Raw genomic sequence first — 15,658 nt, 5'->3', positions numbered from 1 at the left:
TCACGACACAAGGAAGGAGCCGCCGCATGCGCCTCGGGCTGGCCCTCGGCTATGGCGGAGAACCCATCGAGCAGGTGCTGCCGATCGTCGAACGCGCCGAGCAGATCGGTGTCGACTCGGTGTGGAGCGTCGAGGAGTACGGCCCCGACGCGGTGAGCGTCCTCGGCTACCTGGCCGCCAGGACCCGGCGGATCGAACTCGGCACCGCCATCATGCAGATCCCCGCGCGCACCCCGGCCGCCACCGCCATGACCGCGATGACCCTCGACATGCTGACGGGCGGCCGCTTCCGGCTCGGACTCGGCCTGTCCGTCCCGTGGATCGTCGAGGGCTGGCACGGCCGGCCGTACGACCGACCGCTGCGGCGGACCCGCGAGTACGTCGACATCGTGCGCAAGGCCATCGCCCGCACCGAACGTGTCACGTACGACGGCGAGATCTACCAACTCCCTTACCGGGGGCCGGGATCCAGCGGCCAGGCGCGGCCGGTGAGGTCGGAGATGACACCGCTTCGCCCCGACATCCCCCTCTACCTGGGCGCGATCGGACCCCGCAGCGTGGCACTGACCGGCGAGATCGCCGACGGCTGGCTGTCGGGACTGTACGCCCCCGAGCACGAGGCGGCCCTGACCCGTCCCCTGGACGAAGGCCTCGCCCGGGCGGGCCGGTCACCGGACGACATGAGGATCTGCCCGATCCTGTACGTGGCCCGCGCCGACACGGTCGAGGAGGGCCGTGACGAACTGCGGCCCCTGTTCGCCCACCTGATCGGCGCGGTCGGTCCCGGAGTGCGCAACACCTACTTCGACGTGGCCTGCCAGATGGGCTACGAGGGACCCGCCCGCGACATACGGACGTTGCTCGCCGACGGCCGCAGGAGCGAGGCCGTCGCGGCGGTGCCCGACACACTGCTCGACCAAGCCGCCCTCGTCGGGCCCCTTCCGGCGATCATCGACCGCATCCTCGCCTGGAAGGACTCGCGCGTGGACACCCTGATCCTGCTCGACCGCGACATCGAACTCCTGGAAGCCGCCCAGGCCGCGCTGTGACCGACCCTTCCACCACCGACCCATCGGTGAGCGACCCCGCCGGTGCGGACCGGGACCGGCCGGCCCTCCGGGCCGTCTGGAGGCTGGCGTACCCGCTGCTGATCGCCGGGCTCACACAGATCGTCCTGAACATCGTGGACACGGTCATGCTCGCCCGGCTGTCCACCGACGCCCTGAGCGCGTTCGCGCTGGCCGCGCCGGTGTACCTGGTGGCGCTCATCGTCGTACGCGGCTGGGCGACCGCAGTCCAGGTGCAGGTCGCGCAACGCCACGGTGCGGGACGCCCCGAGGAGGTCACCCGGGTGGTCCGGGTCGGCCTGATCACCGCACTCGCCGCCGGCGTCGCCGTCGGGGCGCTCCTGTACGCCGTGGCCACACCGGTGCTGACCGTGCTCGGCGCGCCGCAGGACCTGATCGGGTCCGGCACCGCCTACCTGCGCGTGCTCGCCTGGGCCGTGCCCGTCGCCGCCGTCTCCTTCACCTTGCAGGGCGCCTGCGCCGGGATCGGCGCCACCCGGGTCTCCATGTACACCGCGCTGCTGGTCAACGCGGTGAACCTGCCGCTCGGCCTGCTGCTGATCTTCCGGGCCGGGCTCGGCGTCACCGGCGCCGCCGTCGCCACGCTGGTGGCCACCGCCGCAGGCACCGGCTATCTGCTGCTGTACTGCCGGACGCGGCTGCTCCGGGCGACCGGTGAACCCGCCGGGAGCACGAAGGACATCACCCGCGGCCTGTGGCGGATCGGCTGGCCGGAGATGAGCACCCTGGGCATCGGCTATGTCAACGAGGCCCTGCTCGCCGGTTTCGCCGCGCGGATGGGCACGCACGAGCTGGCGGCGTACCGCATCGTGGACAACCTGCTCCTCGTGGTCTTCACCGTCCTGGCCTCCGGAGCATCCGCGGTGATGGTCCTGGCCGGGCAGGAACTCGGCCGGGGCGACCACGACCGTGCCGATGCCTGGCACCGCGCCGGCACGAGGCTGCTGCTGCTCATGCTCGCCCTGCCGTCGGCGGCTGCCCTCGCCCTCGGTCGACCGCTGATCGGCCTGGTCACCGAGGACCCGGCAGTCGCCGAACTCGCTTGGCACGCCACGCCCCTGGCACTGCTGAGCATGGCGCCGATGGTGCTCGCGATGACCCGTGGCGCGCTGCTGCGGGCCGCGGGGGACACCCGGTCCGTCATGACCGCCTCCGTCACCTCCGACTACACGCTCCTCATCCCGCTCGGCTGGCTCCTAGGCGTCCATCTGGGCCTCGGCCTGCCCGGCCTCTACCTGGCCTGGACGGCGTTCGCCGCGCTGTACGCCCTGCTGCTCCACCTGCGCTACCGGCGCCGTTTCCGAAGCGCGGACGGCGCGGCTGCCGGGCGGTAGGGCGAAGGGGAGCCCCGGGAGAGGGAGTTGGCGGCGCTGGACTCTGGCGGCCCACCGGCCTCCTGAGCTACCGTCGGTAACGGCTACCGTCGGTAACCCCAGTTCGCGCAGCAGCACCCCCCACCTCTGCGGCCCCTCCTCACCCCTTGGAAGGCAGCCCATGGAGCACTCGTCCGTCCCTGCCGCGATCACCCGCCGCCATGCCCTCACCGTGGCAGGAGGCGTGCTCGCCGGTGCCGCCCTCGCCCAGGCTCCCCTCCCGGCGTACGCCGCCTCGGCCGCGTCGTCGGACGCGGACGCCATCGTCGTCGGACACGGTCTCGCCGGACTCGTCGCCACGGCCGAACTGGCCGCCGCGGGACGCAAGGTACTGCTGCTCGACCAGGAACCCGAGGCCAGTCTGGGCGGCCAGGCGTTCTGGTCCTTCGGCGGCCTGTTCTTCGTCGACTCCCACGAGCAGCGGCTCATGGGCATCAAGGACTCCCGCGAACTCGCCTGGCAGGACTGGCTGGGTACGGCCGGATTCGACCGCGGGACCGACGACCCGTCGGGCCAGGACTACTGGGCGTACAAGTGGGCGGAGGCGTACGTGGACTTCGCCGCCGGGGAGAAGCGGTCCTGGCTGGCGGGGCTCGGCGTGCAGTGGTTCCCGATCGTCGGCTGGGCCGAGCGGGGCGGCGGCCTGGCGGACGGGCACGGCAACTCGGTGCCGCGCTTCCACGTCACCTGGGGCACGGGCCCGGCCGTGGTGGAGCCGTTCGAGAAGAAGGTGCGGGCGGCCGTCGAGGACGGGCTGGTGACCTTCGAATTCCGTCACCGAGTGGACGAGTTGGTGGTCACGGGCGGCACCGTCACCGGTGTGCGGGGCGCGGTCCTGGAGCCGAGCGACGCCGCCCGCGGCAAGCCGAGTTCCCGCACCGTGATCGGCGACTTCGAACTCCGCGCACCCGTCGTGATCGTCACCTCCGGAGGCATCGGCGCCAACCACGACCTCGTCCGCCGGAACTGGCCCGCCCGCCTCGGCACCCCGCCGAAGTCCATGGTCACCGGAGTACCCGCGCACGTGGACGGCCGGATGCTCGCCATCACTGAGCAGGCGGGCGGACGGATCGTCAATCCCGACCGCATGTGGCACTACACCGAGGGCCTCAGGAACTACGACCCGATCTGGCCCGGCCACGGCATCCGCATCCTGCCCGGCCCGTCCTCCATGTGGTTCGACGCCACCGGCAAGCGCTTCTCCAGCCCCGACATCCCGGGATACGACACACTCCACACCCTGAAGTCGATCACCGACACCGGATACGACTACTCCTGGTTCGTCACCACGCAGAAGATCATCGCGAAGGAGTTCGCCCTCTCCGGTTCCGAACAGAACCCCGACCTGACCGAGAAGAACGTCTGGAAGCTGTTGTCGCGGATCTGGCAGACCCCGGAGCCGATCGAGCGGTTCAAGGAGAGGGGCGAGGACTTCGTCGTCGCCGAGACGCTGCCGGAACTGGTGGCGGGCATGAACAGGCTGACGGGAAAGAACCTGATCGACCTTGCCGATCTCACCCGGCAGATCGAGGCCCGCGACCGCGAGATCGCCAACCCGTACACCAAGGACGTCCAGGTCATGGGCATCCGCAACGCGCTCGCCTACCCGGGCGACACCCTCAGCCGCACCGCCTCCGCGCACCGCGTCCTGGACTCCGCCGCCGGACCGCTGATCGCCGTACGGCTGAACATCCTCACCCGCAAGACCCTCGGCGGCCTCCAGACCGACCTGTCCGGCCGCGTCCTGAACGCGTCCGGCACCCCGGTCCCCGGTCTGTACGCGGCCGGCGAGGTCGCGGGCTTCGGCGGAGGCGGCGTCCACGGATACCGCTCACTGGAGGGCACCTTCCTCGGCGGCTGCCTGTTCTCCGGCCGCGCGGCGGGACGGGCGGCGGCCGAGGCGACCGCGACCTGAACCGGCTCGGTCGGCCCCCGGAGAGGGACCGGGACACTCGCGGCGCCCCGGCCCCTCCTTCGGATTCGTCCGGGTCAGGACACGGACAACTCCCCGCGGACCGTGCGGGCCGCGGCGACCAGGTTCTCCAGGGACGCCCGGGTCTCGGGCCAACCGCGGGTCTTCAGCCCGCAGTCGGGGTTGACCCACAGCCGCTCCGCGGGGATCGCCCGCAACCCCGTGCGCAGCAGTTCGGCCGCCTCCTCGGCGCTCGGGACGCGCGGGGAGTGGATGTCGTACACGCCGGGCCCGGCCTCGCGCGGGTAGCCGTGCGCGGCCAGCTCCCGGGCCACCTGCATGTGGGAGCGGGCGGCCTCCAGGCTGATGACGTCGGCGTCGAGGTCGTCGATGGCCCGGACGATGTCGCCGAACTCGGCGTAGCACATGTGGGTGTGGATCTGGGTGTCCGGGCGCACGCCACCGGTGGTGACCCGGAACGCCTCCGTCGCCCACGCCAGATACGCGGGGCGGTCGGCGGCGCGCAGCGGCAGGGTTTCGCGCAGGGCGGGCTCGTCGACCTGGATCACCGAAGTGCCCGCCGCCTCAAGGTCGTTCACCTCGTCGCGCAGGGCGAGGGCGACCTGGCGGGCGGTGTCGCCGAGGGGCTGGTCGTCGCGCACGAAGGACCAGGCGAGCATGGTGACCGGCCCGGTGAGCATGCCCTTGACCGGGCGGGAGGTGAGGGACTGGGCGTACGTCGTCCACCGCACGGTCATCGGCTCGGGTCGGGAGATGTCGCCGGCCAGGATCGGCGGACGGACGTACCGGGTGCCGTACGACTGGACCCAGCCGTGCTGGGTGGCGAGGTAGCCGGTGAGCTGCTCGGCGAAGTACTGGACCATGTCGTTGCGCTCGGGCTCGCCGTGCACGAGGACGTCGAGGCCGGTCTTCTCCTGGAAGGAGATCACGTCCTGGATCTCGGCCCTGATGCGCTCCTCGTAGCCGGCGTCGTCGATCCGCCCCGCCCTCAGGTCGGCGCGGGCGGCGCGCAGTTCGCCGGTCTGCGGGAACGAGCCGATGGTCGTGGTCGGCAGCAGGGGCAGGCCGAGGTGGGAGCGCTGGGCGGCGGTCCGCTCGGCGTACGGCTGGGAACGGCGGGCGTCGGCCTCCGTGACGGCGGCGGCGCGGGCCCGGACGGCCGGGTCGTGGGTGATGGGCGAGCTCGCGCGGGAGGCCAGGTCGGCGCGGTTCGCGGCCAGTTCGGCGGCGATGGTGTCGGTGCCCTGGGCCAGGCCGCGCGCGAGGGTGACGATCTCGGCGGTCTTCTGCCGGGCGAAGGCGAGCCAGCGCAGGATCTGCGGCTCGATGTCCCGTTCCAGGCCGGTGTCGAGGGGCACGTGGAGGAGGGAGCAGGAGGCGGCCACGTCCACCCGGTCGGCCAGGCCCAGCAGGGTGCCGAGGGTGGTGAGCGACGCCGACAGGTCGTTGACCCAGATGTTGCGGCCGTTGACGACACCGGCGACCAGGCGCTTGCCGGGCAGCCCACCGACGGCGGCGAGGGCGTCCAGATTGGCGGCGGCCGACTCGGTGAAGTCCAGCGCGAGGCCCTCGACGGGCGACTTGGCCAGCACGGGCAGGGCGTCACCGAGCCGGTCGAAGTACGAGGCGACCAGCAGCTTGGGCCGGTCGGGCAGCGCGCCGAGGTCGCGGTAGGCGCGGGCGGCGGCGTTCAGTTCGGCGGGCGTACGGTCCTGGACGAGGGCGGGCTCGTCGAGCTGCACCCACTCGGCGCCGGCCGCACGCAGGTCGGCGAGCACCTCGGCGTACACGGGCAGCAGCCGGTCCAGCAGCGTGAGCGGTTCGAAGTCCGCGGGCACGCCCGGTGCGGGCTTGGCGAGCAGCAGGTAGGTGACGGGGCCGACGAGGACCGGCCGGGCCGTCAGGCCCAGGGCGAGGGCCTCCTTCAGCTCCGCGACCTGCTTGGTGGAGTCGGCGGCGAAGACGGTGTCCGGGCCCAACTCCGGCACGAGGTAGTGGTAGTTGGTGTCGAACCACTTGGTCATCTCCAGCGGCGCCACGTCCTGGGTGCCACGGGCCATGGCGAAATAGCCGTCGAGCGCGTCGGCGGCGACGGCTTCCCGGTGCCGTTCGGGGATCGCGCCGACCATGACGGTGGTGTCGAGCACGTGGTCGTAGTACGAGAAGTCACCGGTCGGCACCTCGTGGACACCGGCCTCGGCGAGTCGGCGCCAGTTGCCGGCGCGGAGCTCGGCGGCGGTGGTGCGGAGGGCGTCGGCGGTGACGCGGCCCTTCCAGTAGCCCTCGATCGCCTTCTTCAGTTCCCGGTTCTGTCCCTGGCGGGGGTAGCCGTACACGGTGGCCCGTGCTGCCGCGGCTGCGGACTTGCTGGTCACGGAGATCTCCTTCGCGAGATGAATCCCTGAGATCCCGGAGACGGGGACGAGAGCGCGAAGGGGTGACGAACCGGACGGAAACCACGTCGCGCGGCAGCAGGTGCTGCGCGGTCGTCCGCCTGGTATGTACGCCGACCCGCCCTCGAGGTCACCGGGATGTCCACGCACGAGGGGTCGCGCGCGGGCAGTTGGCAGGTCTTCGGACTCGCGGGCACGCCTCGTGTCGTACGAGGCACCTACTGGCCGTCGCTTCCCAGGCCCATTTCCTCGGGGCCCAGTGCGTAAGACGGCGGTCGTTCCCGCTCACCGCTGCGGGGCAGTCCCGGATTCCCACCGGGTTCCCTCTTACGACGCTCCCGCCTGGCTGACGGGGCGAACCAGCTGCGTGGGTCAGCCTACGCGGCGGCGCGGGGGAGGGGAGGGCGCGTCCGGCATTCGGATGGTGAGGTGGGACACGCGAGGACGCGCCGGGAACCAGCCGCCCCTTCCTTCCGACTGCTGTGGAGGAGTGAGGAGGTGGCATGGACGGACTGGACGTCGTGATGCGCGATGTCGCCTGCCGGCACGGCCGTGTGGAGGCCGTGCGGGACGTCGACCTCGACGTCGCGGCCGGCCGGCGGGTGGCGTTGACCGGTACCAACGGCTCGGGCAAGACCACGCTGCTGCGGGCGGTGCTCGGCCTGCACCGCCAGTGCGGCGGCCGGATCCTGGTCGGAGGCCGGGACACCCGCAGCGCGGCCGAGTGGGCGTGGCGGCGCCGGGTGTGCGCGTGGATTCCGCAGAAACCGGCGGTCGGCCGGTTTCCGCTGCTGGCCGGGGAGTTGCTGGCGAGTGGTGGCGCGCGGGCCGAGGCGGTGGAGGCGGCGGCGAAGCTCGGCGTGGGACACCTGGTGGACCGGCCGTTGCACACGCTGTCCGGGGGCCAGTTGCAGCGGATGTACCTGGCACGGGCGGTCGGCTGTGTGGCCGCCGGCGCCGGGGTGCTGCTGGCCGACGAGCCCACCGCGGCGCTCGACTTCGCCGGGCAGGAGGAGGCCGCCGACGTGCTGCTGTCCCTGCCGGTGACCGTCGTGGTCGTCACGCACGACAGGGCGCTGGCCGACCGTTGCGACCGGGTGCTGGAGATGGCCGCGGGCTGTCTGCGGGAGGTGCGGTGAACGCCCTGGCCGCGGCCGACGTCGGCCAGTTGCTGCAGCTCGTCCCGGTCCAGCGCGCGGGGGTCGCCCTGCTGCTGGCGGCCGTGGGCCTGCCCGTGATCGGTGTCGTGATCGTCGGGCTCGACATCATGCCGGTGCGGTTCGCGATGATGCACGTGGCGCTGCTCGGTATCGCGGTCGGTCTGCTGACCGGCCTCGACCCGATGCTGTGCGCGCTGCTCGCCTGCGCTCTCGCCGGGGCCGGTGTCGCGCCGCTGGCCCGCACCCCGGACGGGCTGTCCGGGGCGATGGGCCTGTTGATGAGCCTGGCGATCGCGGCCGCACTGCTCGTGCTCGCGGTCTCCGGGGTCAACGCGGCGGGCGCGTTCGCGCTGCTGTGGGGGTCGATCCTGTCGGTGGGCACCGCCGACCTGTGGGTGATCGGCGCCCTGGCCGTCGTCGTCCCGGCCCTGTTCTGGTGGCGGCGCCGCGATCTCGCCCTGCTGCTGTACGACCGTGAACTGGCCCTGTCCTCCGGCGTACGGGTCGAGCGGCTCACCCTGGTGCTGCTCGTGCTGGTCGCGGTGGCCGTCGCCGGAGCCATCAAGCTCACCGGCGCGCTGCTCGTCGACGCCCTCACCCTGTTGCCCGCGCTCGCCGCCCGCCGCCTGGGCACGTCCCTGAAATCCATCACCGCCTGGGCGGTCGGCATCGGAATCGCCGTGAACCTCACCGGGTTCCTCGTCGCGCTCCGCTTCGACTGGCCGCCCGGGCCCGTCCTCGTCCTCACCGCCGGCGTGGTCGTCCTCGCCGTCCATCTCATCCCCGAACGGAGAATCAGCTCATGGCGCGCACCCGCGTCCGTATCACTCCCGTCCTCGCACTGACCCTCACCGCGGGGCTCGCCCTGACCACCACCGGCTGCGGCGGCGAATCGGCGTCCTCCTCGTCGTCCGGAGCCAAGAACTCCTCGGACAGGCCGGTCGTCGTGGCCACCACCACCTGGGAAGGCGCCCTCGCCAAGGCCGCGGGCGCACAGGACGTCAAGGTGATCGTCCCGCAGTCGGTGCAGCACGCCCCCGACTACGACCCCAAGCCCTCCGACCTCGCGGCGGTGGCCGACGCCGACTACGTGCTCTACGCGCCCTTCGAGCCGTACGCCGCGAAGATCAAGGAGGCGGCCGGGTCCGACGCCGAGCTGGTCGAGGTGAACCTCGACAACGACGCGGACAAGGCGAAGGCCGAGGTGACCCGACTGGCCGAGATGTTCGGCACCCAGGACGCCGCCACCAAGTGGACCTCGTCCTTCGACTCCGAGTACGGCACCCTGCAAAAGGACCTGAAGGACCGGTGGCCGGACGGAAAGCGGCCCACCGTCGTCGCCCAGGTCTTCTCGACGTGGGCGGCGAAGATGGCGGGCGCGGACCTCGCCGGTACCTACGGGCCGGAGGCCGTGACGGCGAAGCAGCTGTCCGACCTGTCGAAGAAGAAACCCCAACTCGTACTCAACAACGCGCACATGACGACCGGCACGGTCCTGCCCGACTCGGGCGCCGAGCAGGTGGACATCGTCAACTACCCGGGCGAGGACCTGGATCTGCTCGCGGTCTACCGGGACGCGGCGCAGATGATGGAGACGGCGATGGCCGCGTCGTAGAGACGGTCGCGCGCGACGAGGGCCGCCCCATCCGGGCGGCCCTCAGGGCGTTGGCGGCTCAGCCGGCCGGGGCCAGCGGCTGCTCGGGGGTCGTCTGTGTGCCGAATCGTTCCCGCAGCCCGGCCCGGTCGGGCTTGCCCGCCGGGGTGAGCGGCAACTCGGCGACGACAAGCAGCCGTTCGGGGTGCTTGCGCCGCTCCAGACCACGCTTGTCGAGGTGGGCGCACAGCTCGTCGAGCGTGGGCGCCCGGCCCTCGCGCGGCACCACACAGGCCGCGAGCCGCTCGCCCATCAGCGGATCGGGGACCCCGACGCACACCACGTCCCGCACCAGCGGATGGGTCGCGAGCTCGATCTCCACCTCCGCCGGGCTGATGTTGGCCCCGCCGCGGATCACCACGTCCTTGAGCCGGCCCACGACCCGCAGGGTGCCGTCCTCCTGGAGCAGGCCGAGGTCGCCGGTGCGCACCCAGCCGTCGGCGGTGCGGTAGCGGGTGTCGAGGTCGGGGGCGGCGACGTAGCACAGCGGGGTCATCGGCCCGCGCGCCACGATCTCGCCGACCGTGCCAGGAGGCAGCTCCTGAAGTTCGCGCGTACCGGGCGCGGCGATACGGATGTCGGCGACGCGTGGGTCCGGGTGGCCCGCGAGGATCCCCGGGCCGTCACCGCCCGCGTTCTCGGGGGCCAGTCCCGTATGGCAGTTGACGCCGTCGGCCGAGCCGTACAGGTTGACGACCGGGCAGCCGAAGACGCGCCGTGCCTCCGCTGCCGTGGCCTCGTCCAGGGGCGAGCCGCCGACCACGAGGGCGGTGGGCGGGGCGAACTCCGTGTGGCCGCCCTCGGCGGCGCGGTCCAGCATCATCCGGATCATGGTCGGCACGCCGAGGACATGGGTGGGCCGGTGCGCGGCGAGAGCCTCCAGCGCCGCCTCGGGGGTGAAGTGGTCGAGGAGGACGAGGGTGCCGCCGTGCCGGGCGAGCGCCACGGCGGTGCCGTTGCTGCCGAACGCGGAGGCCAGCGGCACCAGGAACAGACACCGCGGCGGCTGCCCGTCGGCCATGAGGGAGGCGAGGAAGTTGCCGCGCCCGCCGGCCAGCGCGTTGTGCGAGTACGCCACCATCTTCGGCTCGGACTCCGAGCCGGAGGAGACGAGGATGCGGGCGGCGGAGTCGGGGTGGGGACGGGCCGGGACGAAGGCCTTGGGGTCGGTGCGCAGCAGCTCGGACAGCGCGACCGCGCCCTCGGGCGGGCTGCCGGGCCCGGCCGCGATCACGGTGCGCAGGGCGGGCAGTTCACCGGTCAGGGCCAGCAGGTCGGCCGCATGGTGGTTGCCGCGGTGCTCGGCGGCCGCGACGACCGCGACCGCCTCCGATCTGGCGAGCAGCGAGACCGCCTCCCGTCCGCCGCGGCCCACCGGGAACGGCAGCGCGACGGCACCCAGGGCGGCCAGTGCCAGGTCCGCGATCACGGCGTTACGGCCGCCCGGCAGTTGTATGCCGACCACGTCACCGGCGCGTATGCCCAGGTTCGACAGTCCCGCGGCGAGACATCGCACCTTGCGGTCCAGCGCGGTGTAACAGAGCTTGCCCTTGGCGTCGATGACCGCCGTACGGTGCGGGTCGGCGATCTGGTGGGCGCGGTAGAGGCTGTAGAGGTCCAGGTCGGGGCAGGTGCCGTCGACGGCCCAGGAGCGGCGCAGGTCGGCGGGGAGCAGGTCGTGCAGGGTGACGGTCATACGAAGCTCCAGGGGGCGGGGACGGCGGGCGCGCCGTGCGCGTCGCGGCCGATCGAGCGGGTGGAGAGCAGGTCGGCGAGATCGGCGACGACCGGAACGGCCGCGAGTCCGCGGCCGCGCAGCTGTTCCAGTGCCTGCCCGGTGGACAGTGCGCGCAGATCGTGCGGGATCGCGGCGTGGTCCGGCAGGGCGATCCAGCCGTCGGCCGTCCGCAGCGGACGGCGGAAGCCCGCCGGTTGCCGTGGGTCGAGCCCCTGCGCGGCCCGGGCGCGGGCGGGCGCGGTGAGGACGTCGGCGGCTCCCAGCAGGGACGAGTCCACCCGCACACCGCATCCCGTGCGTTCCCGCAGCAGCAGGCCCGCCAGCACCGCCTCGGCGCCGAGCAGCCCGCCCAGCACGTCGAGCAGCGTCATCAGCGAGGGCGCCGGCGGCTCGTCGGCGGGCCGGGCGGCCTCACCGACCCCGGTACGGGCCTGCACCATGAAGTCGGTGCCCATGGGCGCGCCGGGCAGCCGGCCGGCCCAGCCGCTGGTGTACGCGTAGACCAGCGCCGGGTTGGTGGCGGCCAGGTCCTCGTGGTCCAGGCCGAGCTGGGCGGCCTTGCCCGGTGCCCAGTTGTGCAGGAAGACGTCGGCCTCGGCCGCCATCTCGCGCAGCCGCTCACGGTCCGCCGCGGACTTTATGTCCACCTCGGCTGCCTTCTTGCCCCGGTTGAGCGCCAGCCAGCGTGCCGAGATCCCCGAACAGGCGGGCGGCATGCCCCGCAGCGGATCACCGCCCGGCGGCTCGATCCGGACGACCTCCGCGCCCAGCAGGCCGAGGAGATGGGCGGTGAGCGGTGCCTGGATGCGGCGGCCCGCCTCCAGGACGGTCAGTCCGGCGAGCGGGGCGTCCACCGATGCCGTCGCTCCGGCGTACGACGCCTCGTGCGGGGCGAGCTTCCAGGGCGGCGCGCCGTCGTACTCGGCGGCCCGCCGCGCCAGCGACGACAGCGGGCACACGTCCACGCCGGAGCCGTCGGCGGCCTCCCGGACCCGCTCCCAGGGACTCGCCCGCACGATCACGTGCAGTACGGGCGGGAAGGGCGCGCAGGCGGTGGCGTACCGGAACTGGAAGGGCCGCCAACCCCGTCGTATCGCCTCCTCGGGCGCGCCGAGCGCGCGCCAGAACGCGGCCCACCCGCCGGGGTCGAGCGTCTCCAGTTCGAAGTGCGTCCCGTCCGCCGTGGTGAAGGGCGGTCCACCCGGCGCCAGTTCGGCGGCCTCGCCCTCCTCGGCCCCGGCTGCGGCCAGGTACTGCGAGACGGCCAGCAACCCGGCCCGATCCGCGCTCACCTCCGCGCCGGGGACGCGTCCGCCACGGGCCTGTGCGAGCAGCCCGGCCAGCAGTGCCTGCACGGTGAGTACTCCGGTGGCGGTGGCCGCGTAGTCGACGGCGAGGCCCCGCGGACCGCCGTCGCGACGGCCGTGCACCGCCATGACGCCGGTGGCCGCCTGCACGGTCGACTCGTCGACGACGCCGTCGCCCCACGTCGTACGGGCGGTGACCGCCCCTGCCCCGGACTGCCGCCCGGACAGGGTGAACCGCCCACCAGGTCGGCCGTCGCCCGTGGCGCCCAGCAGCCGCAGATGCTCCGCAACGAGACCGTCCGCCGGACCGGGCGGACCCGAGGTCTCCATGCGCAGCCCCTCCAGCGGACGGGCTGTGCGCAGGGTGATGGGTGTGGCTGGAGTTGCCATGCCTTTCCTTCCTGACGCTCGGGAACCCGGGGGCGGTCGCCCCCGACCTGTTCCACGACAAGAGCAGTCGGACCGGCGACGGCCGGAGTTCCCACGGGAGCGGAGGAAAGTGGTGCGAGTGACGCAGGGTGAGCCGCAATGCCCGCAGGACATCGCGGAGTTGCGGCAGCGGGTGGCGGAATTCGTCCGTGGGCGGGTCATGCCCCACGAGCCGGTGCTGGACGCGGGCGGGCCGGAAGCGGGCGCCGTGCTGGCCCGGCTCCGGAAGGAGGCGAAGGACGCCGGACTGTGGGCATTGCCGCATCCCGTCGAACTCGGCGGGCAGGGGCTGCCGTTGCGGTCGTACGCGCACATCGCCGAAGCCGAGGGCGCCAGCGACCACGGCCCGGCGGCACTCGGCTCGGCGTCGCTGCTGGACGCCCTGATGCTGTGGCGGCACGGCAGTGCGCGCGTCCGCGAGACGTACGTCCCCGCTCTGGTCGCCGGCGATCTGCGGGCCTGCTACGCGATGACCGAACCCGACGTCCCCGGAACCGACCCCTTCCGCACCGCGACCCGCGCCGAACCCGCCGACGGCGGGGCGTGGCGCATCAGTGGCCGCAAGTGGTTCACCAGCGGGGGCGCGGACGCCGACCTCGTCACGGTACTGGCCCGGACGGACGGCTCGGCGCCGCACCGGGAAGGGCTGTCACTGCTGCTGGTGCCCACCGGCTCGGCCGGCTTCCGCGTGGTGCGCGACCTGCCCGTGCTCGGCGCGGCAGGTCAGGCCGAGATCGCACTCGACGAGGTGACGGTCGACGCCGACCACCTGATCGGCGAACGCGGCACCGCCCTCACCGTCGCGGGCGAACGCCTCCAACTCGGCCGTACCCTGCGCTGTCTGCGCTGGCTCGGACAGGCTCAGCGGGCCTTCGAGCTGATGCGTGAGCGCGCCCTGGCCCGCACCGGCTCACGCGGTCCGCTCGGCGACCTCCAACTGGTCCAGCGGCACATCTTCGAGTCCCTGCTGGCCCTGCGCACCACCCGGCCGCTCGTCCACGAGGCCGTCGCCCGGGTGGACGCCGGGCTCGACGCCCACGTCGAGGTCGGCCTGGCCAAGGTGGCCGCGGCCCGCACGCTGCAGCAGGTGGCCGACGCGGCGATCCAGGTCCACGGCGCGGCGGGCCTCGGCCCGGACACCCCGCTGCCCGCCCTCTTCCGCACCGGCCGCGCGGCACGCATCCTGGACGGCCCGGACGAACTGCACATCACGTCGGTGGCACGCCGAGTGCTGCGTTCCTAGGCGGGCTCGACAAGGCCGGTGAGCAGGGCGAGCGCGTACGCGAGGAAGAAGTCGCCCCAGATCAGCTCGTGTCGGACGGCCGTTGCGGAGGTGAGGTCGTAGCAGCCGTCCAACAGGCGGCCGTCGTCGGTCAGATGGGAGCGCACCAGCTCTTCGAGGACGGCGACGGCCCGGTCACGGCGACCGAGGACGAGCAGGGCGGACGCGGTGATCGCGGCGGCCGAGGTGTCGCGAGGGCCGTCGGCTTGCGCCGCGTCGGCGAGCGGGACGAGGTCGTCGGACATCAACTCGCCCGCAGCCCCGGCGGGTTCGCTCAGAAGGTGCGCGGCCTCGGCCGTCGCCAGCAGCAGCCAGGCCGGGCCCCGGCTCCAGCCCGGGGGCGGATCCTCCCGGGCGGTCCAGCCCGGGCCCGGCTCGTACTGCCACGACCAGCACCGTGGCCGCTGCCCGAGGCAGAGGTCGAGGTGGCGCCGCAGATGGGATACGGCCGCCTCCTTGTCCACCGTGGCGAGCAGCGGCACCAGCCCCGGCACACCGTCCACCCGGGCGAGCAGCCGGGGCCCGCCGAACGCCGAACCCCAGGGCACCAGCCCCAGTTCCGGGTCGAAGGAGTCCAGACAGGCCCGGGCCGCGCGCTCCCGCAGGCCGGGTTCACCGTCGGCCAGGGCGGTGCCGTACCAGAAGATGAGCCCCCGCGTGGCGGTGTCCGCCTCGGCCCAGCCCGCGAGCCGGGCCGTGCCGACCCGCGCGGCCTCCCGGTCCGCCGGATCACCGGTGTACCGGGCGCGCAGCCACAACAGCCCCGCCCAGAAGCCGCCGGTCCACGAGCCGCGCCCGGTCGTCGTCCACCTCCCGTCGGCCGGGTCCGCGAACAGCGGGAAGCGGTCGCCGACCTCGGCGCGGGTGACGGCGACTCTGCCGAGTACCGAAGCGAGGGCACGATCTGCCCACGAGGGGATCGACGCCGTCATGTCCGCACGGCCGTACGACGTTCCCGCAGCGCCCACACCACGGCGACGACTCCCGCTGCCGCGAACTCGCCCGCCACGAGCCCCCACCCGACCCCGTACCGGCCGGTTTCCGCCAGCAGACCGAACAACGGTGGCCCGATCGCGAACCCGGCGAAGAACCCGGCCGACACCAGCGCCGAGTCCTGGCCCGCCCGACCGGGCGCGGCACGCTGCATCACCAGACCATCGACACCGCGTTGGCGGCCACCGCGAACACCCCGACGGCCACCGCTGCGGCCCAGGCGAGCGGCGGGGCGTACGAGGAGACGGCGAGGAGCAGCGCCGCCCCCACCGCCCCCGGCGGCCAGCAGGCCCGGCAGCCACACCGAC

Annotated in this window: 11 protein-coding genes, 1 pseudogene and 1 riboswitch; of the genes and pseudogenes, 7 read left to right on the top strand and 5 right to left on the bottom strand. The window is 73.3% G+C overall.

Going from position 1 to position 15,658, the window contains the following annotated elements; all coding sequences use genetic code 11:
- Positions 1 to 26 precede the first annotated feature (26 nt).
- The 3 genes from I2W78_RS35520 (at position 27) to I2W78_RS35510 (ending at position 4,376) form a co-directional block, all read left to right on the top strand.
- A complete protein-coding gene (locus tag I2W78_RS35520) occupies positions 27 to 1,049 on the top strand; it encodes an LLM class F420-dependent oxidoreductase (RefSeq protein WP_196464862.1) in 1,023 nt (340 codons plus the stop codon).
- 26 nt (positions 1,050 to 1,075) lie between these two features.
- Positions 1,076 to 2,422: an MATE family efflux transporter gene (locus I2W78_RS35515; RefSeq protein WP_196464861.1), complete on the top strand. Its 1,347-nt coding sequence runs from the start codon at positions 1,076 to 1,078 to the stop codon at positions 2,420 to 2,422.
- A gap of 160 nt (positions 2,423 to 2,582) precedes the next feature.
- Positions 2,583 to 4,376, top strand: coding sequence for an FAD-binding dehydrogenase (locus I2W78_RS35510; protein WP_196464860.1), 1,794 nt, complete (start codon positions 2,583 to 2,585; stop codon positions 4,374 to 4,376).
- Positions 4,377 to 4,450: 74 nt separating this feature from the next.
- Here the strand turns inward: I2W78_RS35510 and metE are convergent, their stop codons facing one another.
- On the bottom strand, positions 4,451 to 6,769 hold the full coding sequence (gene metE, locus I2W78_RS35505; RefSeq protein ID WP_196464859.1) for a 5-methyltetrahydropteroyltriglutamate--homocysteine S-methyltransferase: 2,319 nt from the start codon (positions 6,767 to 6,769) through the stop codon (positions 4,451 to 4,453).
- Positions 6,770 to 6,942: 173 nt separating this feature from the next.
- Positions 6,943 to 7,166: riboswitch (cobalamin riboswitch) on the bottom strand.
- A gap of 124 nt (positions 7,167 to 7,290) precedes the next feature.
- Between metE and I2W78_RS35500 the strand changes: the two genes are divergently transcribed.
- Genes I2W78_RS35500 through I2W78_RS35490 form a run of 3 tightly spaced genes read left to right on the top strand, consistent with a single transcriptional unit; the run spans position 7,291 to position 9,562 of the window.
- Positions 7,291 to 7,926, top strand: coding sequence for a metal ABC transporter ATP-binding protein (locus tag I2W78_RS35500; protein ID WP_196464858.1), 636 nt, complete (start codon positions 7,291 to 7,293; stop codon positions 7,924 to 7,926).
- Positions 7,923 to 8,792 (top strand): metal ABC transporter permease, encoded by an 870-nt coding sequence (locus I2W78_RS35495; protein ID WP_196464857.1) that lies wholly within the window; start codon positions 7,923 to 7,925, stop codon positions 8,790 to 8,792. The genes I2W78_RS35500 and I2W78_RS35495 overlap by 4 nt, the downstream gene beginning before the upstream one ends.
- On the top strand, positions 8,750 to 9,562 hold the full coding sequence (locus tag I2W78_RS35490; RefSeq protein ID WP_196464856.1) for a metal ABC transporter solute-binding protein, Zn/Mn family: 813 nt from the start codon (positions 8,750 to 8,752) through the stop codon (positions 9,560 to 9,562). Before I2W78_RS35495 ends, I2W78_RS35490 begins: the two co-directional genes overlap by 43 nt.
- 58 nt (positions 9,563 to 9,620) lie before the next feature.
- Here I2W78_RS35490 and I2W78_RS35485 read toward each other — a convergent pair whose 3' ends face one another.
- Entirely contained in the window at positions 9,621 to 11,297 is a 1,677-nt protein-coding gene (locus I2W78_RS35485) for a class I adenylate-forming enzyme family protein (protein ID WP_196464855.1), read from the bottom strand.
- Positions 11,294 to 13,036: a CoA transferase gene (locus tag I2W78_RS35480; RefSeq protein WP_196464854.1), complete on the bottom strand. Its 1,743-nt coding sequence runs from the start codon at positions 13,034 to 13,036 to the stop codon at positions 11,294 to 11,296. The genes I2W78_RS35485 and I2W78_RS35480 overlap by 4 nt, the downstream gene beginning before the upstream one ends.
- A gap of 118 nt (positions 13,037 to 13,154) precedes the next feature.
- Between I2W78_RS35480 and I2W78_RS35475 the strand changes: the two genes are divergently transcribed.
- Positions 13,155 to 14,318 (top strand): acyl-CoA dehydrogenase family protein, encoded by a 1,164-nt coding sequence (locus tag I2W78_RS35475; protein WP_374222740.1) that lies wholly within the window; start codon positions 13,155 to 13,157, stop codon positions 14,316 to 14,318.
- On the opposite strand, the gene I2W78_RS35470 is transcribed toward I2W78_RS35475, so the two are convergent.
- Both I2W78_RS35470 and I2W78_RS35465 read right to left on the bottom strand, forming a co-directional pair.
- Positions 14,315 to 15,289, bottom strand: a complete 975-nt coding sequence (locus tag I2W78_RS35470; protein WP_196464852.1) for a sugar ABC transporter permease — start codon at positions 15,287 to 15,289, stop codon at positions 14,315 to 14,317. The genes I2W78_RS35475 and I2W78_RS35470 overlap by 4 nt on opposite strands.
- Positions 15,286 to 15,658 (bottom strand): annotated as a pseudogene (locus I2W78_RS35465) (MFS transporter); the annotation flags it as partial. The pseudogene I2W78_RS35465 and the gene I2W78_RS35470, both read right to left, overlap by 4 nt.

The sequence above is a fragment of the Streptomyces spinoverrucosus genome, assembly GCF_015712165.1.
Lineage (GTDB): Bacteria > Actinomycetota > Actinomycetes > Streptomycetales > Streptomycetaceae > Streptomyces > Streptomyces spinoverrucosus_A.
The sequence above is the reverse complement of the archived record's forward strand: the minus strand, read 5'-3'. Positions and strand labels throughout refer to the sequence as shown.